Annotated in this window: 20 protein-coding genes; 7 read left to right on the forward strand and 13 right to left on the reverse strand. The window is 52.7% G+C overall.

Annotated features, from left to right (window positions below; translation table 11 throughout):
- Positions 1-32: 32 nt before the first annotated feature.
- Positions 33-278, reverse strand: coding sequence for a hypothetical protein (locus tag DI14_RS02235; protein ID WP_034804670.1), 246 nt, complete (start codon positions 276-278; stop codon positions 33-35).
- A gap of 147 nt (positions 279-425) precedes the next feature.
- Here DI14_RS02235 and DI14_RS02240 point away from each other — a divergent pair, with 147 nt between their 5' ends.
- The 3 genes from DI14_RS02240 (at position 426) to DI14_RS02250 (ending at position 1,899) form a co-directional block, all read left to right on the forward strand.
- Entirely contained in the window at positions 426-782 is a 357-nt protein-coding gene (locus DI14_RS02240) for a PilZ domain-containing protein (protein ID WP_034804675.1), read from the forward strand.
- An 87-nt stretch (positions 783-869) separates the two neighbouring features.
- Positions 870-1,502: a hypothetical protein gene (locus DI14_RS02245; protein ID WP_034804678.1), complete on the forward strand. Its 633-nt coding sequence runs from the start codon at positions 870-872 to the stop codon at positions 1,500-1,502.
- 127 nt (positions 1,503-1,629) lie between these two features.
- Positions 1,630-1,899 (forward strand): hypothetical protein, encoded by a 270-nt coding sequence (locus DI14_RS02250; protein WP_235193371.1) that lies wholly within the window; start codon positions 1,630-1,632, stop codon positions 1,897-1,899.
- Between the two features lie 42 nt (positions 1,900-1,941).
- Here DI14_RS02250 and DI14_RS15655 read toward each other — a convergent pair whose 3' ends face one another.
- Both DI14_RS15655 and DI14_RS02260 read right to left on the reverse strand, forming a co-directional pair.
- Positions 1,942-2,067 (reverse strand): hypothetical protein, encoded by a 126-nt coding sequence (locus tag DI14_RS15655; RefSeq protein WP_034804681.1) that lies wholly within the window; start codon positions 2,065-2,067, stop codon positions 1,942-1,944.
- A gap of 57 nt (positions 2,068-2,124) precedes the next feature.
- Positions 2,125-4,788, reverse strand: a complete 2,664-nt coding sequence (locus DI14_RS02260) for a cation-transporting P-type ATPase (RefSeq protein ID WP_034804684.1) — start codon at positions 4,786-4,788, stop codon at positions 2,125-2,127.
- 255 nt (positions 4,789-5,043) lie between these two features.
- Here DI14_RS02260 and DI14_RS02265 point away from each other — a divergent pair, with 255 nt between their 5' ends.
- Positions 5,044-6,120 carry a PTS sugar transporter subunit IIC gene (locus tag DI14_RS02265; RefSeq protein ID WP_051622506.1) on the forward strand — a complete coding sequence of 359 codons (1,077 nt, stop codon included), beginning with the start codon at positions 5,044-5,046 and terminating at the stop codon, positions 6,118-6,120.
- Here the strand turns inward: DI14_RS02265 and DI14_RS02270 are convergent.
- The 3 genes from DI14_RS02270 to DI14_RS02280 all read right to left on the reverse strand — a co-directional run bounded on the left by DI14_RS02270 (position 6,117) and on the right by DI14_RS02280 (position 8,166).
- Positions 6,117-7,109: a Gfo/Idh/MocA family oxidoreductase gene (locus tag DI14_RS02270; RefSeq protein WP_034804687.1), complete on the reverse strand. Its 993-nt coding sequence runs from the start codon at positions 7,107-7,109 to the stop codon at positions 6,117-6,119. The two genes, DI14_RS02265 and DI14_RS02270, sit on opposite strands and share 4 nt — an antisense overlap.
- A gap of 58 nt (positions 7,110-7,167) precedes the next feature.
- Positions 7,168-7,656, reverse strand: a complete 489-nt coding sequence (locus DI14_RS02275; RefSeq protein ID WP_034804688.1) for a GNAT family N-acetyltransferase — start codon at positions 7,654-7,656, stop codon at positions 7,168-7,170.
- Positions 7,657-7,734: 78 nt separating this feature from the next.
- Positions 7,735-8,166, reverse strand: coding sequence for an OsmC family protein (locus DI14_RS02280; RefSeq protein WP_034804689.1), 432 nt, complete (start codon positions 8,164-8,166; stop codon positions 7,735-7,737).
- A 93-nt stretch (positions 8,167-8,259) separates the two neighbouring features.
- Here DI14_RS02280 and cls point away from each other — a divergent pair, with 93 nt between their 5' ends.
- From cls to DI14_RS14960, 3 genes are all read left to right on the forward strand, one after another.
- Entirely contained in the window at positions 8,260-9,717 is a 1,458-nt protein-coding gene (gene cls, locus DI14_RS02285; protein WP_034804690.1) for a cardiolipin synthase, read from the forward strand.
- Between the two features lie 67 nt (positions 9,718-9,784).
- A complete protein-coding gene (locus tag DI14_RS02290; protein WP_034804691.1) occupies positions 9,785-10,777 on the forward strand; it encodes a hypothetical protein in 993 nt (330 codons plus the stop codon).
- A 249-nt stretch (positions 10,778-11,026) separates the two neighbouring features.
- On the forward strand, positions 11,027-11,899 hold the full coding sequence (locus DI14_RS14960; RefSeq protein WP_051622507.1) for a sensor domain-containing diguanylate cyclase: 873 nt from the start codon (positions 11,027-11,029) through the stop codon (positions 11,897-11,899).
- 48 nt (positions 11,900-11,947) lie between these two features.
- Here the strand turns inward: DI14_RS14960 and DI14_RS02300 are convergent, their stop codons facing one another.
- The 7 genes from DI14_RS02300 to DI14_RS02335 form a co-directional block, all read right to left on the reverse strand.
- Positions 11,948-13,927: a methyl-accepting chemotaxis protein gene (locus DI14_RS02300; protein ID WP_034804692.1), complete on the reverse strand. Its 1,980-nt coding sequence runs from the start codon at positions 13,925-13,927 to the stop codon at positions 11,948-11,950.
- A 272-nt stretch (positions 13,928-14,199) separates the two neighbouring features.
- Positions 14,200-14,673: an SRPBCC domain-containing protein gene (locus tag DI14_RS02305; RefSeq protein WP_034804693.1), complete on the reverse strand. Its 474-nt coding sequence runs from the start codon at positions 14,671-14,673 to the stop codon at positions 14,200-14,202.
- A gap of 308 nt (positions 14,674-14,981) precedes the next feature.
- Positions 14,982-15,215, reverse strand: coding sequence for a hypothetical protein (locus tag DI14_RS15325; RefSeq protein ID WP_152545855.1), 234 nt, complete (start codon positions 15,213-15,215; stop codon positions 14,982-14,984).
- 362 nt (positions 15,216-15,577) lie between these two features.
- Positions 15,578-16,099, reverse strand: coding sequence for a GNAT family N-acetyltransferase (locus tag DI14_RS02320; protein WP_034804695.1), 522 nt, complete (start codon positions 16,097-16,099; stop codon positions 15,578-15,580).
- A 131-nt stretch (positions 16,100-16,230) separates the two neighbouring features.
- Positions 16,231-18,147: a PTS fructose transporter subunit IIABC gene (locus DI14_RS02325; protein ID WP_034804698.1), complete on the reverse strand. Its 1,917-nt coding sequence runs from the start codon at positions 18,145-18,147 to the stop codon at positions 16,231-16,233.
- Positions 18,144-19,073 (reverse strand): 1-phosphofructokinase, encoded by a 930-nt coding sequence (gene pfkB, locus DI14_RS02330; RefSeq protein WP_034804701.1) that lies wholly within the window; start codon positions 19,071-19,073, stop codon positions 18,144-18,146. Before pfkB ends, DI14_RS02325 begins: the two co-directional genes overlap by 4 nt.
- Complete coding sequence (locus DI14_RS02335) at positions 19,070-19,816, reverse strand: DeoR/GlpR family DNA-binding transcription regulator (RefSeq protein ID WP_034804704.1); 747 nt, start codon at positions 19,814-19,816, stop codon at positions 19,070-19,072. The genes pfkB and DI14_RS02335 overlap by 4 nt, the downstream gene beginning before the upstream one ends.
- Between the last annotated feature and the right edge of the window lie 129 nt (positions 19,817-19,945).

Here is a 19,945-nt window from a genome sequence, read left to right on the forward strand (position 1 = left end):
TAATAGAAAACGCCACGAGCAGTCGTGGCGTTTTATTTTGCCCGAATCTTGAGTCGGACGGCATATGGTCTTGCGTCTTCGACGGTAGACGTCTCTCGACAGACGGCGAGCGCAACGTAGGCGTCGATGGCGAGTGCTTCAATGGTGTCTTCGGTCGTGCTGACCTCGAGTATGGTGTAAGGTGGCAAGCGTTCCATCTTGACCCACTCCCCGCGTTTTTTCACATAAACGACGGGCTCGTCGATCGAGTAACGTGTTAGTAACTCCTTGACGTTCACACGATTCCCTCCTTCGACCCAATCCATGTCTTTATTATAAAAACTATTCGTATTTCTGTAAACCGCGCCTTGCTGAGTTTGTAGATTCAAGCCTTTAACTTTTCTAGGATTTAGCCGATACATGGAGTAGAGAAATGAGGTGAATTGATGCGTTATCGACGCCAAGAGACTTTTCGCTACATCCTACCAAATCCTCGTTTTATCCCGTACCGCCTCGTATGGGAAGACAAAGAATTGCATGACGGCGAAGCGATGTTGTTGAACATCAGCTCCCACGGTATGAAATTGCGTTGTGACTACCTCTTCCCTTTGTCTGAAGGGTTGAAGGTGACCGTCACCCTCGACCTCGTCCCGATGCTACAAGCAATCGAAGTGACGGGCCATGTACGGCACCGCAGTCAGATGGGGAGCCTGTATGACTACGGAATCATGCTTGATACGAACGCGGAAGAGACGCAACAGCTCGTGACGATGATTAAATCCTATGCACGCGAAAACCAATGAGAGAGTGTCAAATCGACACTTTCTCATTTTTCGTTCTTTGAAAACGGGGTATACTAGTTGAAACAGGATTAGACGTGAGGTGTTGGCATGACGAGAAAGTTTTTATTGATTCCTTGGGGCGTGGCGATTGCCATCGCCGTCCTCGGACCGAACGAACCGTTCTCGAGCAGGTTCTTACTCGATTTTCTGACGTATAACACGGACGTTTACGAAGGGTATTCCTTATCCTTATTCAGTATTTTGGGCGTATATCCGCTCGCTTTATTCCCACTTATGTGGTCGGAGGTCAATCAATTACGTCCAAACCCGCTCTTACCGGCAGCGACCGGCTTCGTCGTCGGTGGTTTTATCATCGCGCCTTACTTGGCCTTCGCCCGGCAGTCGCCTTATCCGACACCAATCAAGCCGCTTCCGACACGAATCCTCGGCGTCGTCTTGCTCGCCGTGACGATCGGGTTATTCATCGCAGCCGCGACGACCGGTGACGTCGGAACGTATTGGTCGTACGTGGAACAGAATCAGTTCGTCCGGACGATGACGGTCGACTTTTTCTTACTCGCCTTCATTCAAATCACGCTCATGAACCGTGACGCGAAGCGATACAAAATGAGCCTCTGGCCACTCCCATACATCCCGCTATTCGGATTGTTGTTTTGGCTCATCATTCGCCATAAGCAGCCGTTCAACGAAGCGCCAACAAGGCGCCCCCGGCACGCATAAGACACGGACGCCCGACGCGTAGATTACGTTTTAGGGCGTCCGTGTTTCTTCTGTTGTTTGATTAAGGTATGATGGACGTTGAGACAAAAGCACTTAGAAAAGTGCAAGAGAAAGTGGGAATGAAACGATGCGTTATTTTAAAGTCATGACACATACGAACGACAAGCAAGAGGAAGTCATCCTCAGCGAGTACCATAAAGTGCCTGAGAAAAAGGTCGACCAATTTTTAAAAGACATGCTCGAACTCGACATGTATGAAGAGAACGTCAGCTTAAAGGAGTGCCAAGTCGCCAAAGACCGTTGGGAATGCCCGGTCGGTGACTTCGTCATCGTCGAGTACTTCAACGAAAAAGAGTTTGACCGCATGAATGAGTTCAAGGCTGTCAAGAAAAAATGAACGCAAAAGGAGAGGACCTGATCGAAGGTCCTCTCCTTTTTGTTATTCGTTATCTTCTTCCGGGTCCGGGTCAGGATGTTGGGTCGGCGCCGGTTTTTTAGCTGGATCGGATTGTTCGTCTGGCTCCGGGTCTGGATGGACCCCTGGCTGAGATTCTTCACGTTTCATCAAGCAACCCTCCTTTGCGATAATTCATTCTTTCCACCGCGTCAGACTTCTGAAACGTCAGTGAATGTTTTTGTTGCCAATCACGCGACGCGAGATGGCTTTCTCGATTTCAACGATGACAAAGACGATGAACCCGAAGACGACGGGGAAGAACCAGTCACTAAGCTCGAGCGCGGCTGTTCCGAACAACGTATGCATGAACGGCACATACGTGATGAACAGTTGAAGCGCGATCAACAGGCCAGAGACGAGAAACGCAATCTTGTTATCGAAGAAATGGCGATTGAACGCTGGCGCGAGTTCCGTCCGACAGTTGTACAAGTGGAACAACTGGGCCATGACGATCGTGTTGAGCGTAATCGTCTGCAACTTCGCCGTCGAGAAATCATAGTCGGCGAGTAAATAGTTGATAGCGAGGCTCCCTCCCCCAATTAAAATCGAGACGAAAATGATTCGGAAGACGTAATACTTACTCAAGAGCGGCACGTTCGCCGGGCGCGGCGGGCGTTTCATCGTACTCTCCTCGAGCGGCTCGAAGGCGATCGCGAGCGAGAGCGTGATGGCGACGACCATGTTGACCCATAAAATCTGGACCGGGCTGAGCGGCGCGGAAGCCCCGAGCAAAATGCTCATGGCGACGAGGAGCGCCTGTCCACCGTTCGTCGGTAAGAGGAACAGGATCGTCTTCTTCAAGTTGTCGTAGACGCGACGCCCTTCACGGACGGCGTTGTAAATCGTTTTGAAGTTGTCATCGACAAGGACCATCTGCGACGCTTCTTTTGCGACCTCCGTCCCTTTAATCCCCATCGCAACCCCGATATCGGCCCGTTTCAGAGCCGGGGCGTCATTGACACCGTCACCGGTCATCGACGTGATGAGCCCGTTCTGTTGAAGCCCTTTGACGAGACGCAGTTTGTCGTTCGGGCTCGTGCGTGCGAAGACGTCGTTATGGACCGAGGCTTCTTTAATCTCCTCGTCGGACATGTTCGTCAATTCTTTCCCTTCGAGTGCCCCTTCGACTTCCATCCCGAGCTCACGGGCGATGGCGACGGCGGTGTCTTTATGGTCACCGGTAATCATCTTGATTCGAATCCCTGCGTCACGACAAGCCGCGACCGCTTCAATCGCCTCTGGGCGAGGTGGATCGACGATTCCGTACAGGCCAAGGAACGTGACTCCGTCCTCGACGTCTTCATGGTCGACCGTCTCTTTTGAAGAATCGACACGTTTGAAGCCGCCACCGAGTACACGCTGACCGCGGTCGGCGATCTCTTTCCGTTTCTCATCCCAATACGTACGGTCGAAATCAGCACTCTCCGCCATATCAAACAGACGATCCGGGGCCCCTTTGATGAAGATCATCCGCTCGTCTTTATAGTCGACGAGGGTGGCCATATATTTATATTCTGAGTCAAACGGAATCTTCGAGATGACCTTCAACCGTTCGATCGGTTGCTCGGCTTTCTCGGCGAGCGTTAACAAACACGCCTCGGTCGGGTCCCCGTTGACGACCCATTTGCCTTCCTCTTGATACAGTTGGGCGTCGTTACACGTCTTACCGACCGTGAGCAAATCGACCATCGAGGGGTCATCATCGAGGTCGAACGGTTGTCCGTTAAGCTCGAGGTCGCCGTCCGGGGCATACCCGCTCCCTGACACTTCGATATCATGGTTTGCCGTCACGACTTGTTTGACGGTCATTTCATTCTTCGTCAACGTCCCGGTCTTATCCGTACAGATGACGGAAACGGCACCGAGCGTTTCGACTGACGGCAGACTTCGTACAATCGCTTTCTTCTCGGCCATGTTGCGGACGCCGAGCGCGAGGATAATCGAGATGACGGCCGGGAGACCTTCTGGGATGGCAGCGACCGCAAGACCGATCGTCGTCAGCATCAGTTCGATCGGGTCATAATCACGGAAGAAATAGCCAAACGCATAAATGGCGATTGAAATGACGAGGATGGCGATTGACACCGTTTGACCGAACTTCGTCGTCTGACGGATGAGCGGTGTCTTCACGGTCTCGACTTCAGCGATCGAGGCGTTGATTTGACCGAGCTCCGTGCCTTCTCCGATGGACGTGACGAGTGCTTTCGCACTGCCGGTCGCCACACTCGTCCCGGAGTAGATCATGTTCTTCCGGTCTCCGAGCACTGCGTCTTCCGGTACGACTTTAATCTTTTTCTCGACCGTCGTCGCTTCACCCGTCAGTGCGGACTCTTCGACTTTAAACTTCTCGGCATGAACGACGCGGGCGTCGGCAGGTACTTTATCTCCTGCCGCGAGCACCATGACATCACCGACGACGAGGTCACTCGAATCGACTTGAATCTGTTTCCCGTCACGGATGACGCTCGCTTTCGTCTCAAGCAATTTTTTAATTCCTTCTAGTGCCTGTTCGGCTTTGTTTTCCTGAAGATACCCGACGACCGCGATGATTGTCACGACGAGCAAGATGACAATCGTGTCGATATATTCCCCGAGGAATCCGGTCACGACGGCGGCACCGAGAAGGACGTAGACGAGGACGTCATTAAACTGTCGTAAGAACTTGATGATTTCTGGCGTCTTCTCCTTCTCAGGTAACACGTTCTTCCCGTATCTTTCTTGACGGCTCGACACTTCCTCTTTTGATAGGCCGTTGTCGACGTCTGTCTCGAGATGCTCCCTCACCTGGTCCGGTTCGAGGGCGTGCCACTTTTGATTCTCGATCTCCATCTCTGCTTCTCCTCCTCCAATTCCTTCTATCTAAATCTACTTCTACTTCATGTTTCCCACTCCGGCGCATCCTGACACATTTTCACACTTTTTTTCAGCACATTTTCATATTTGACCAACTATATTTTTCCAACCATATGATTGGAAACGTTATCATCGGAATTTCTTATGTCAGTTCGATGAAATAGCTTTACAGGAGCGATCGAATATTTAAATATAGAAGAAATACAAACAGAGAGAAAGAGGTACAACACCATGGTGATCATACAAGGGATAGCACTGTTACTATTGATTCTCGCACTTTTTACATTGTTCAGTTACAAGGCCCCGTTCGGCATGAAAGCGATGGGGGCGCTCGCCGGGGCCGCCATCGCCACGTTCTTGGTCGAGGCGTTCAACGCCTATGCGATCGGAGGGCTGTTGCCTCTCCCGCTCTATGAAGAGGTCGGCCAAGCCGCCGGGTCGCTCTCGGGACCGGCTGCCGCGGCACTCGTCGCCATCGCGCTTGGGATCAACCCGGTCTATGCGCTCATGCTCGGACTTTCCGTCGCTGGTTTCGGGATCTTGCCGGGATTCTTCGCCGGATATATCCTCGGATTGGTCGGTCGTCGGATGGATCGACACTTACCGGCCGGTGTCGACATGATCTTCTACGTCATCATCATGGCACCGCTCGCTCGACTCGTCGCGATTGGCGTCGACCCAATCGTTTCGAACACGCTCGCCCAAATCGGGGCGGTCATCGAACTCGCGGCAACACAGAATCCGATTATTATGGGGCTCGTCCTCGGTGGAATCGTGACGGTCGTCTCGACGTCACCACTTAGTTCGATGGCACTCACGGCCATGCTCGGCCTGACTGGCGTGCCGATGGCCATCGCCGCGCTCGCCTTGACAGCATCGATCTCAATGAACTTTTTACTGTTCAAACGCTTGAATATCGGGACGAAAAAAGACCAGTTGTCGGTCGCGATCGAACCGCTCACGCAAGCTGACCTCATCTCGGCCAACCCGATTCCAATCTATAGCGTCAACTTTATCGGTGGCGCCATGGCCGGTCTCGTCGTCGCGATGACGGGAATGGTCAATAACGCGCCGGGCTCGGCCGCAGGTGTCCCTGGTCTCCTCGTCATGTATGGGTTCAACGATTGGCAAACCGTCACCGTGACGGCTGTGATTGTCTTCGGGATTGGAATCGTCGCCGGTCTCGTCGGCAGCAAGCTCTTTAAAAACTTCCCGATCGTCTCGCAAAGCGAGAAGACGATTGAAGCAGAAGAAGCAGACAATAAAAAATTCGGACGTCCCGACGGGACGTCGAATTTTTTTGGTTAGAAATCGATTGTACGTTGTTCGTCTGAAGACAAACGGGCCAGCTCGATGACTCGTGTCGTCAAGAGCGCGTCACTTAGCGGGACGAGCGGACGGCGGGCGATAAAACTAGCTGCGAGTTCCCGGTAAAAGTCGGTGTAGCGACCAGACTCGATCGCGACCGCACTCGTCTCGTCTTGGCTGAGCGTTCCCGTCTCGAGGACGTCCGGCGACAGATTCCCGTTCCGCAGTGCCGCTTCTTGCGGGTCGAGCCCATGTTTGATGAAACTTCCTTTTGTCCCGTGCAACTCGAAACGAGGTGCCTCGCCGGCGATGAACGGATTCGAGCGCAGATACACCCGCTTCTCTCCATGATGGAGCGTGATGAAGAAGCCGTCGTCCGATTGCCCTCCGTCGCGTTGAATCATCACGTCCGCTTGCACCCGGTCTGGAACACCGAACAAGACGAGCGCTTGGTCAATCAAATGACTGCCGAGGTCGAACAAGATACCCGACCCAGGCCCTGCGTTCTCCCGCCACCGGTCACGGACGGCGGGCCGGAAACGGTCAAATCGGGACTCGAATACTTTCCAGTCCCCGAGTTCCCCCTTTTCAAGTAGCGCCTTGACTGTCAAGAAGTCTCCGTCCGTCCGGCGATTATGGAACACGTTGACGATGCCTCGACTGTTCGCCTCAAGGTCGCGGAGCTTCTCGCCTTCCTTGACGCTCAAGAACGCAGGTTTTTCGACGAGGACGTCTTTCCCGGCCTTTAAACACGCCTCGACCATGTCGTTATGTAGATGCGACGGCGTCGTGATGACGAACAGTGTCGCCTCACTCTCGACTGCCGCCTCGAGTGACGCGTACACGGTCACATCTGGTAACTCGCGCTTCACGTCGTCCGGCCGTGATGAGACGACACCCGTCACGTTATATTCGTCTAACGCCTTTAAAAAAGGTAAATGAAACGTCGTCGCCGAGAATCCGAATCCGACTAAAATCGTGTTGATCATGTACTCTCCTCCTATCGGTCATCCTTTAGTATAGCAAAAAGAGAGGTCGTTTGACCTCTCATGCACTGACGCTCGCCTCGAGCTTGTATTCAAACGTATTGTACCCATTCCTCGAGCCGACATATACGAAGCCGAACCGGGGGTAATAGTCGTTCAAAAACGCGTTGTCTGCGACACAGTCGAGACGGATCGGCTCGTCCCCGTCCGCTTCTTCGAGGACGTGTTGCATCAACCGTTGTCCGACCCCTTGCCCTTTCAACTGTTCGCTGACGACGATGCGGTGAATATATTGACCGCGCTCGCCATCTTCCCATAAGGCATGGTCCCACTCGTCCGGTGGAAGCAAGGCGATCGAGGCCAATATGGCATCTGCTTGTTCATATACATAAACGTCACCGCTAGCGATGTCGGTCTCTACCCGTTTCAACAAATCTTGCTCCAAATATTCCGTCCATTGGTCGCTTCCTTGTTCATTTAGCGCTACGGCTCGTTGTTCGATTAAGTTCGCGATGTTTGAGGCATCGCGTTTCGTCGCGAGTCGAATCATAACGTCCTCCTTAGTCATACAGTATTTGAAATACCAATATAACGGACGTGTCTGACCGATTTCAACCATCTTGCTTCATTAATCCGCCCGGAACAAGACGACCTCTCCCCCGTTCAACCGATAACTGTACGTGAACGTCGCGTTCAAGCTGTGTGAGACAGAGCAATACCGGTCGACCGATAGTTCGATGGCGCGGCGGACGCGTTCTTCGGGCATATCGCCTTTGAGCACATACAGAAGGTGAATCGCCGTGAACCGTTTCGGGTGTTCCGTCGCCCGAACGCCGTCAATCTCCATCTCGAACGTCTCGAGTGGTAGCCGCATCTTATGAAGAATCGAGACGATGTCGATTCCGGTGCATGTGGCCGTCGCCTGTAAAAGCATCTCGGTCGGTCGTGGACCGAGGTTCAATCCGCCGACGTCTTCCCCCGCGTCAAGCGTGACCCGGTGCCCCGATGGCGTCATCGATTCGAACGCCATTCCTTGTTTCCAGTCCAGTTTTATATGCATCTTGTTTCTCCCCCTTTGTTTCGATAGCATACTATTCCCCGTAATGAGGTATGATAATGCTAGATGTTCAAATTGTCGTTAGGAGAGTGGATTATGGATTGGTCCGTCATTATCAGCTGGGGATTGTATGTCGTCCTTGGGTTGAACTTATTATTCGCGCTCGCTGTCATCTTCGCCGAGCGCCGTGACGTCGGGGCCACCTGGGCGTGGCTCCTCGTCCTATTTTTCTTGCCGATTCTCGGCTTTATCGTCTATTTGTTTTTAGGACGCCAATTGAAGAAAGACAACTTCTTCAACTTGAGCGTCGAGGAGCGTTCGTTCCACTCGCTTCAAGTCGAGAGTCAAATCGAACAATTGCGCCGGAAAGAGACGGCGCTCCAGCAACCGTTATTCGAGAAGTATGAGCAACTGCTCGAGATGAACCTACGCTCCTCGAAATCACTCGTCAGCGTCCACAACAAGTCGTCCATCTTACATGATGGGGAACAGAAATTCAAGGCGCTTATGGATGACATCCGGAACGCCGAGACCGAAATCAATATCCAGTATTACATCATCCAGCGGGACGCCCTCGGCAAGGCGCTCATCCACGAATTGATCGAACGCGCCAAGGCCGGCGTCAAAGTACGTCTATTGTATGATGCCGTCGGGTCACGCAGCTTGCGGAACTCCGATTTTAAAGAACTGATCGCCCATAAGGGTGAGGTCCGCGTCTTCTTTCCACCGACGCTCGGAATCATCAACTTCAAACTGAACAACCGAAACCACCGCAAGCTCGTCATCATCGACGGGAAGATCGGGTATGTCGGCGGTTTCAACGTCGGGACCGAATATCTCGGCCTCGTCGAGAAGTTCGGGTATTGGCGCGATACCCACCTCCGGGTTGAGGGTGACGTCGTCTATCATCTGCAGCACCGTTTCATCTTGGACTGGAACTATTCAGGACACGATAAGCACGACCCGGAAAACACGTTCTGTTTTGTCCGGCACGACATCTCGACCAAATCGCCGATGCAAATCGTGACGAGCGGTCCGAACTCGGACACGGAGCATTTGAAGAACATGATGATCAAAATGATCATGTCGGCGAAACATCGTGTCATCATTCAGACGCCATATTTCATCCCCGACGCGAGTTTCATGGACGCCTGCAAGATGGCGCTCCTTTCCGGCGTCGAGATGAACATCATGATTCCCGGGAAACCGGACCATCCGTTCGTCATGTGGGCGTCGCTGTCGTTCCTCGGCGAGCTGCTCGATTACGGGGCGAACGTCTATATGTACGACCAAGGCTTCTTACATGCGAAGACGCTCGTCGTCGATGATGAGATTGCGACGGTCGGGACGACGAACCTCGATGCCCGAAGTTTCCGCTTGAATTTCGAAGTGAACGCCCTCATTTATGACAAACAAGTCGCCCTCGAGCTCGCCTCGCTGTTCGAGTCAGATATTGCCGTCAGCCGACGCTACACGGTCGAAGATTACGCCGAACGGAAATGGACCGTCCGGATGCGAGAAGGCGTGTCACGCCTGCTCAGTCCAATCTTATAATGTCAGAATGGTCCGCTTCTCATCGGAGAGCGGACTTTTCAATAGTGAACAATGAATAGGAGGAAGTATGTTGTCAAATCAATCCATATGTGAAGCCTGTCAGCACCGAGCAGTCGATGTCATCGAGACGACCGATGACCCGGTTCAACCGTACCGTCTGTGCGCCTCGTGCCATGAACGACTGATGGACTATGCCTTGCGCCCGATCGAGTGGTACAACTTGGCAAGTGTACATGGATCGTTTAAGCCGATGCTACATGACGACTTATACGATGAAGATGGCACGGCGTGTCAACCGGAAACAGAAGTCATCGTGACGAGACAGGACTTGCCCCCTTCGCTTGAGCAAGCCCAATCCGATGTCGAGGCGCTCCTTTCGTTTGCCGTAACGAGGTGGTATGTCGAGGACGAAGTCATCAGTGCTTTGAAGCAACACGACGCGCTTGAGCTGCTCGATGCCTTGAAGACAAGATATGAGCAGACGCCAAACCTCGACGTGAAGGCCCGTCTGCTCGAAATCGTCGCTGACGTCATCCAAACACCGGCAGCCGACTGGGTACGCAGCCTCTGGCATGATGTCGACGTAGAGCTACTCGATTCACTCGCTTCTGCGACCGCGACCAGTCTACCGACCGAAGAAGGGTTGAAACGCGTTTACGACAAGTTGGACGCGATTGAACCGAAAGAACTTCCGAGTGTCGCATTCTTATGTTTATATCGTTTCCGTTCGCCTGACGTGCTCGATTGGATCGAGTCAAACTGTGACGCGTTCGATTCGAACTGGGCGAGACTCGCTGCCGTCAGCATGCCGACGTGGCATCGGATGAATGCCTGGTTAGAACGTGGACGGCCGTTCAGTTTAGTCGCGCTTGAAGCGATGGTCAGCTGTGTAGAAGGCCATGGTGGGTTGTATGTCGACACCCAATCGCCCCGCATCCTCGAGACGCATCTCGACGAAATCGAACCGGTGTTGACTGCGTACGAACGAAACGATTCCGTTCCCCGTGTGAGACGACAGGTCGCAATCCTCCTCCAAAATAAGGACGACATCTTTACGTGATTCAACTTAAGACAAAAGGGGGTGCCTCGTTCGCATCCTCTTTTTCTCTGCGTTGATTGACTAGCAGCACGTGCCTCAATTTTTGTATTCGATTTGACTAATCCTTGACAGTTTTTTAGATTCAGCACATTTCTCTATCTTTTTAGCTAATCCAATTCCAATTCAGGGTATAAAGTATCAATACGAACGTCCTAAGCTTTCAATTTCCACTCGGAAAGGAGGAAGTATGCGTTCGCGCATATGTCACCTATGGCTGATCCTAGAGACCAACATGAAGCAACTGCAGCACGAATCGATCCTTCCTCATGGGACGAACTTCCGGTCGGACTGTTCTCATTTGACCGGTCCGGCCGAATCATCAGCTACAACGAGGCGTTCATCGTACTACTCGGTCTGTCCGTGCATGATTACCCTTCATTTGAACGATGCACGTCTGTTCAATTGAATTTGAGTGAGGCAGCAGAACGCGTCTTGTCAGGCGAGACGGTCCGTCTTGCCGGATGGCACCATCGCTCGAACGAGCAGGCCCGCTTCCTTCGGACGACGATGTCGCCAAGTTTCCAGAACGACCGCGTGACCGGAGGCGTCGGCGTGCTCGAAGACGCGACCGAGCAGCGGCGTTACGAAGAACGGATGGAACAGCTGTCCTCCCTCGATCCGTTGACCGAACTGTACAACCGTAAGAAAGTGAGCGACTTGTTGATAGCCGTGGCCGAGCGTCCCGATGCCTCAACGGATGCCGCGGTCATCATGCTCGATATCGATTATTTCAAGCTCGTCAACGATACGTTCGGCCACCCGACAGGAGATCTCGTCTTACGCTCAATCGCCCAGCTACTCCGACGAAACATCCGGAAGACCGATGCGATTGGCCGCTGGGGCGGGGAAGAGTTTTTAATCGTCGCCCCGCATTCCTCACTCGCCGACGGGGTCCGTTTGGCCGACAAGCTCCGCCAAACCGTGAACGACGAACCGTTCGGGCCAGTCCCTCACGTAACGTGCTCGTTCGGCGTCAGTTCGTTCGCCGGCGGCAAATCGGTCGAGCAAGTGTTACAAGACGCGGACGAAGCGTTATATGCGGCAAAACACCACGGTCGGAATCAAGTCTCAAGCAAGCAATGAAAAAAGGCGTCGCAATTCTCCGAGTTTGGAGTTCGCGACGCTTTGTCGTTAAATCGTGAATCGTGAAACGAGTTCTTGTAGTTCTTCTGCCATATCGGCGAGTGCTTTCGCGGATTGTGACACTTCCTCCATCGAACCGAGTTGATCTTCGGTCGTCGCGGCCACTTGCTTCGAGGCACTCGAGTTCTCATCGGCGATGTGCGCGATTTGTGTCGCCGCAGCTGATACTTCTTCGACGTTCGCGGCGATCTCTTCGACCGTCGCCGTCACGTCCTCGATGCGCGGGGTCATCGCTTGCGTCCGGGCCATGATTTTATGGAACCGGGCCGCTGTGTTCTCCGTCGTCTCGAGCCCTGCTTTCGTATGACCCGACACTTCTTTCATCAAGACAACCGACTGTTCGGTCTCTTGTTTGATGCGTTCAATCAAATGGGCAATCTGTTTCGTCGACTGTTGTGATTGTTCGGCGAGCTTCCGTACCTCGCTCGCGACGACCGCGAACCCTTTGCCGTTCTCGCCGGCCCGGGCCGCCTCGATTGCTGCGTTCAAGGCGAGCAAGTTCGTCTGCGCCGCGATTCCGTTAATGACGTCGACGATATTCCCAATCTCGTTTGAGCGGTCTGACAGCGACTCGATGACGTGAGCGAAAGATTCGACCGACGTATCGATGGCGCGCATCTGGGCCACGTTCTTCGTCACGGCAGCGGTCCCATCCTCTGCTTCCATCGCCGTCTCGCGCGAGAGCTCTGACACGTCCGTCGAACTCTCTGCGATGCGCATGATTCCCGAAGTGATGGCTTGAAGTGAGACGGCATTATCGTCAAGTTGACGTTTTGAGTCGTCCGCGCCGGCCGCCATCTGTTGAATCGCACCGGCAATCTGTTCAGAGGACGCCGTGTTTTGAGCGGAATTGGCCATCAGTTCCTGCGACGATGCCGCCACTTGACCGATTGATGCATCAAGTCTTGAAACAATCGTACGCAAAGATTGGGTCATCGCATTGAAACTTTCGGATACACGCCCGATTTCGTCGTTTGAGTCAACCGGAATCTGTTCCGTCAAATCACCTTGTTGAATGCGTGCGGCCCCGGCGGTCAAACGATTGAGCGGACGAACGATGGAGCGAATGACGAAATAGAGTAGAGCCGACGCGATGAGAATCATCCCCGCGATGACCGCGAGCGTCGTCCACAAAATGCCGACCGTCTCTTGGTCGATCTCGGCTTCGTAAAGCGTACCGGCGACTTTCCAACCGGTCAGTCCGTTCGTCATGAAATCCATTTGTTTCGCGTCACCTTCGAGCGTATAGGCGAAGCTGTCCGCCTCTTTGCTGTAGAGCGGTTCGACCCAGTCGCCCGATGCCTCTTCCCCAGCTGCGAGCGTCGGATGGGTGACGAACCGCTCAGTCCGGTCGAGAATCGTGATATAGCCGTCTTTCCCGATTTGAATGCTCGCCGCGACGGCTGCGATGTCATTGACGTCGACATCGACCGCGATGACCCCTCGTCCATCAGTCGCTTCGCGCGACAAGGTGACCATCATCTTCTCTGACGCGGCGTCGACGTACGGGTCGGTGATGACGACTTGCCCAGCTGCCGCTTCGGCCGCCTCGTACCACGGACGCGTCCGCGGGTCGTAGTCATCCGGAAGTGTCTGTTCAGGATAGATGGTCATCTCGCCTTCGCCAGATGCATAATAGATGTTGGTGACTTTCGGATGTGTCGCCAAATACTCGAGGAGCTTCTCTTCTAATGCCAGATTGTCACCTCCCGACTCGTAGAGCGTCGCATCGATGCGCTCGGCAAAGAAATCGACGTCACCTTTAATCGGACCAATCAAATTGTTGATCTCGACATCCATCCGCTCCACACCCAAGTGGGCAGACTGCAAAATTTGATCTTTGATTTTCTGTTTCGCCTGACCATAGGCGACAAGTCCAATCAATAAAGAGGGAATGAGTAAAACGAGTGCAGACATGATAATCAATTTCTGTTTGATGCTGATCGTGCGTGTTGACTTTCGGTTCATAAAACAACTCCAATCTCGAGCGATCGCTCGTCACGTTACTGACAATATCGGACAAAATCTGTGTTTCTTAATAACCCTCACTAAAATTCTTCTCGCTAGTTAAAATGTTCATAATTGAAAACCTTTTCATTCCAGCTTGCAGTCAACAAACGACAAAACACCTGCTCGCGCAGGTGTAAAGGCTGTGTTTGTGGAGCCTAATTATGCCTTTTTCCATGTCGGTTTATAAATAGCAAGAATGCCAATACAATCTCCTCATTCGAATAGAGCAATTATCCATCGCGGTTATCCTGAAGAAACGACAAAAGTTGGTCTAACGTCGCTCTTAATCCGTTTAAATGGTCCTCTTTGCGAATGCCGCTCGGTACGTTCTCACAAACGACCGTTACGTTGGTCCCGTCATCAATTTCCTCGAGATACCATGTTTGCACCATCTCACCTGAAAATGTGGGATCCTCAGTCTCGAATGTACCGGCCATGACAATCTTCTGATTCGTTTCGAGCTCGACGAATCGCCCTTTCGAGACGTCTGTATGTGACGACGTCTTCCCAGTTACGGTTTCGTCTTCATACGTCAAAACGATACGATACATGCCACCGGCCTGTGGGTCAAACACGTCAATCTGCGCGGACATCCCTTTTGGCGCCAACCATTTCTCAAGTCGTCTTGGGTCGAGAAATGATTCATAAATCTCCTTAGAAGAAAACGGAATCCATTTTGATGACGTATCGATTCGACCGTCCATAAACAAGCTCCTCTCAGTTTTGATAAAAACTAAAAATGCCGAGACAATTTCTTTATAGGATTTCAACGGTTGGTATTTTATAGAATCTATAAAAGAGGCGATAGCATGCTGTTCCAATTCTATTCCATTTTAGAAACGTTTCAATTGTAAACGGGGTGTTGATCGGCTCATAGAAACCTAATTTGTCTATGACTAGACCATAGTCCGTCATGATGTTTAACACGTCGCGAGCTGTCTGTTGGTTCGTCTCGTGCTCGAAATGAAACTTCAACTGGAATCGTATTCATACGCTATTCCCCTCCCCCCCTTTAGTCTTCAAGATACATAGCTAACTGGCGCAACTCGTCTTGAAGTGACGAGAGATCAACCGCTGAATGAACACCCATCATGTAGTCGTATCCGATGAACACTTTGAACATATACGCTTCGTCTGAGCCTTCCGCCTTATGTTCTAACTCGGCGTATAGCCCATTCCTTAACATGAGTCGTAGCATGTTCGGGATGTGACTGTGACGCCGCGATAGGACGTTGCCTGTCTTCATTTTTTTTACGCATGTCTCTCATTCGAATCGGATAGAGCGCATTGAACGCACGTCTTGAAGAGGGGTGATACGCATAGTCATGGAAACGTCGCTCAAGGTAGGAGACGGTCAACGTTTTCACGCCCAAATCATCCATCATTCGCTCAATCACTTCAATATAATTGGCTTCCACACGTAGATATTCTTCAAGCGTGAAGACAATCCCGTCATACGTGTCACCGATGCATGACATATCGATCCATTCGTCAATCTTCCCTCTCGTGTCAGGATTGTATTTCGTCACACTGTATATATACATCCAGTCATCTTCTCCTTTTGATTGGAAGTCGTCAAAAAAGACGCGACAACGAGGTCACGTCCGTTCAAGCACCGATAATGGCATCATAATTGGCCTTCGTCCACCCGTAGGCGACTTCGCGAAGCGCGATTTCCCCGAACGTGCGCTCTTTTTCGTCAATCACTTCGCCTTGTTTTTGCTCGTAAAACGAGCGATGCGGGTTCAACTCGAGCGCCCAGATGATCATCCCTGAGCTACTCATCGCTTCGACTGCCTTCTCGAGCAAACGTGAGCCGAGACCGTTCCCTTGATGTTCTTCGAGCACGTAGATGGCGTACACTTCATTCGAATGTTCTGGATACTTCCCTGTCCGCTCTGCGCCATAAAGGACGAAGCCGACAATTTCTTCATCGACGACGGCGACATATCCGTCCACTTCCCGTTGCGAGAGGGCGTCGCGGACCTTCTCGGCCCACTCAACCGCGTTCGATGACAACTTCAATAGAAAATCGGTCGGCACGATGCCCCGATACGTCGTCCGCCAACCGTTCACTCGGACGCGTGCGATTCCATACGCATCTTTCGGTTCAGCTACTCGTATAATCATCTCGGCCCCCTCCTAGCATAAGTTTTACAAGTATTTTACCACAAATCGCCACCTTGCAATCCATTAGCCAAGCAAATCCAAAGACAATTTAGCGACAAAGAACGACCGTGGTCTGTCCACGGTCGTTCATCTTACGCGACGTCTTGTTTCGGTGTAGGTGTAGCGGTCGCAGTCGTAAGTGGTTTTTTCAAGAATGAAAGGAGGAGTGCTCCAATCAAGGCACCAGCGAGAATCGCAAGTGCGTAAAGCCCCATGCTCATGACGACGTTTCCGGCTCCTTCAAGGAGTGGGAAGACGAAGATGCCGCCGTGCGGTGCAGGCAATTGGATGGCGAAGAATGCTGACAATCCACCGGCGATGGCAGATCCGAGAATCGCTGACGGCAAGACGCGAATCGGGTCAGCCGCTGCGAACGGGATGGCTGCTTCCGTGATGAAGGATGCACCCATGACGTAGGCGGTCTTCCCTGCCTCACGCTCTTGTTTCGAGAACTTCTGACGTGCGAACACAGTCGATGCGAGTGCGACGAGAAGTGGCGGGACCATCCCACCGGCCATGACAGCCGCCATGACTTCCTGGTTTCCGGCCGTGAGGGCTGCTGTACCAAAGACGTAGGCGGTCTTGTTGATCGGACCACCCATATCGACTGCCATCATGCCTCCGACGATGACGCCGAGCAAGACGGCGTTCGCACCGCTCATGCCGTTGAGCACTTCCATGAGCCATGTCATGAACGCGGCAATCGGTTCGTTGACGACGAGTAACATGATCATCCCTGAGATGAATGAACCGAGTAGCGGGAACAAGAGAACTGGCTTGATTCCTTCAAGTGAGGCCGGCAAATTCGCGAGCGCACGCTTCAAGAACACGACGACATAACCTGCGAGGAAACCGGCGATGAGACCACCGAGGAACCCTGCCCCACCCTCACTTGCGAGGAAACCGGCGACGAGACCTGGTGCAAGACCCGGACGGTCGGCGATGGACATCGCGATGAAACCGGCAAGGACTGGAACGAGGAACCCGAACGCGGCGCCACCGATCGTCATGAGTTGTGCGGCAAATTCGTTGTATGACGGATCGTCCGGATTCGCCGAGTTGATGCCCCAGAAGAAGCTGAGTGCGATCAAGAGACCACCCGCGACGACGAGGGGAAGCATCGCTGAGACCCCGCTCATCAAGTGTTTGTATACACCGGTGCGCTGTTCTTTTTTCTCGCCACCAGATTTACCAGTCGACTGATAAACCGGCGCATCTTGCTTCACGGCACGGTTAATCAATTCTTCCGGTTTCCGGATCCCTTGGGCGACCGGAACTTCGATGACGTGTTTGCCGGCGAAGCGGTCCATCTCGACCGCCTTGTCCGCCGCGACGATGATCGCTGTCGCTTTCGCGATGTCAGCCGAAGTCAATTCATTTTTCACTCCGGTCGATCCGTTCGTCTCGACTTTCATCTCGACGCCCATCGCGTCCGCTTTTTGTTTCAAGCTATCGGCGGCCATGTACGTGTGCGCGATCCCTGTCGGACACGCCGTGACAGCGAGAATGTATGGCGCGTCTTCGTTCACCGCTTTCGCTTCGACCGGAGCCGCTTCAGCCGCTTCTTTCTCTTCGATGGCCCGAATGACGTCATCGGCAGAAGTCGCAGCGTAAAGGCGTTCTTGGAAGTTCGGGTCCATAAGGAAGACAGATAATTTCGATAACGTTTCCAAGTGCTCATTGTTCGCATGCTCACCCGCTGCGATCATGAAGAACAAGCGGCTGTCTTGCCCGTCAAGCGCCTCATAATCGATGCCTTCCGAGCGTCCGAACGCGATTGCCGGCTCTTTGACCGCTTTCGTCTTCGCATGTGGAATCGCGATTCCTTCTCCGAGACCGGTCGTGCTTTGCGCTTCACGCGCCAGGATGGCGTCACGATAGCCGTTCCGGTCCGAAAGTTTTCCTGCCCGGTCGAGCACGTCGACGAGTTCTTCGATGACGTCGGCTTTCGTACGGCTGCCGAGATTCAATTGAATCGTGTCCTTTTTGAGCAGATCCGTGATGTTCATGTTGTTTCCTCCAATCGAGATAGTGGGGTGACGTCGACTTCGCCGACCAAGCGGTCCACGTCTTGTTTCGTACAGAGGCCAAACGTATAGGCAGACGCGCTGCCGGTCGTCACCGCATAGCGGAACGCCTCCGACGCGTCGTGGTCGAGAATGTTGGCGACGAACCCGGCGACAAGCGAGTCACCGGCTCCGACCGAGTTGACGAGCTTCCCGTTCGGCGTATTGGCCGTATAGGCTCCGCTCGCGTTGACGAGCATCGCGCCGTCACCGGCGAACGAAACGATGACGTTTTGCGCTCCACGTTCGACGAGCTTCTCCGCAAAGGGGAGTGCCTGTTCGAACGTCTCGATGTCCGTATCGAACAGTTCGCCGAGCTCGTGATGGTTCGGTTTGATCATGAGCGGCTCGAGCGACAACACTTCGAGCATCGCTTCCTTCGTCGTATCGACGACGAATTCGGCCCCGTTGGCCCGTACCTTCTCGGCAAGCGTCCGGTAGAGCGTGCTCGGTAAGTTGCCCGGGATGCTGCCCGCGAGGACGACGATGTCACCTGGGCTCACGTGTTCGAACTGCTTCGTCAGCTGTTCGAGCTCACTATCTTGAATGACTGGGCCGCTCGCATTGAGCTCCGTCTCTTCTTTGGCCCGAATCTTGACATTGATTCGGGTCTCGCCCGCGACTTCGATGAAGTCCGTTTGGACACCCTTGTCTTTTAGCGCTTGTTTAATAAATTCACCGGTCGATCCACCGACGAAACCGAGCGCGACCGTCTCGACATCATATTCACGCAAGACGAACGCGACGTTGATTCCTTTGCCGCCTGCGGTTTGTGTTGTCTCTTGAATCCGATTCACTTCTCCTAGCACGACTTCTGGTAACGTGACATAGTAGTCGATCGAAGGGTTGAGCGTTAACGTGTAAATCATTGGGCGTTCACCACCTTTGTAGTAGATTCGATTGAACGGACGTACGCGACATCTGACAGTGTGACGAGCGTCGCCGCCTCGAGCGGCGCGACTCGACTGAATGATCGTTTCCCGAATTTCGAGTCATCTGCCAAGATGTACGCCGTACGAGCGAGTTCAATCGCCGTTTTTTTGACGAGGGCTTCTTCTGGATCCGGTGTCGTATAACCGGCTTCAAGGTCGACGCCGTTGATGCCTAAAAATGCGAGGTCGACCCGATAGTTCATCATGCTCTCGCGGGCGTTATAGCCGACGAGCGCCTGGGTCGAACGCTTCAGTTCACCACCGATAACGAACGTTTTAATATCGAGGTCGAACAAGTCGTTCGCAATCGGAAGACTGTTCGTGACGACGATGACTTGTTTTCCGGTTAAGAACGGGACCATCGCTTGTGTCGTCGTCCCGGCATCGAGGTAGACGGACATCCCATCCTCGATGAACGTCGCGGCCTTCCGTGCGATCGCGACTTTCTCATCGACGTGACGGTCACGCTTCTCTTCAAACGTCGGTTCTTCTTCCGGGTGAATGACGAGCGTGGCGCCACCGTGGACCCGTTCTAAATAACCTTCTGCCTCAAGATCGGTCAAATCACGACGAATCGTCGACTCTGACGCTTCTGTCAATTCGACCAGTTCTTTCAATTTGACGATCCGTTGTTCCGATAACCGTTGCAAAATTAATTGATGTCGTTGTTTCGTTAACATCATATTCCCTCCGTAGTTATAATATAAAGCGTTTACATTCAAAAAACAATCAAAAACATTCATATTCGTTCATTTATTTTTTAATTGTCACAATTATAACATAAAAAACGGTCAACTAGTGACCGTTTT

Origin of the sequence: Exiguobacterium sp. AB2, assembly GCF_000696055.1 — a bacterium.
Taxonomy (GTDB): Bacteria; Bacillota; Bacilli; order Exiguobacteriales; family Exiguobacteriaceae; genus Exiguobacterium; species Exiguobacterium alkaliphilum.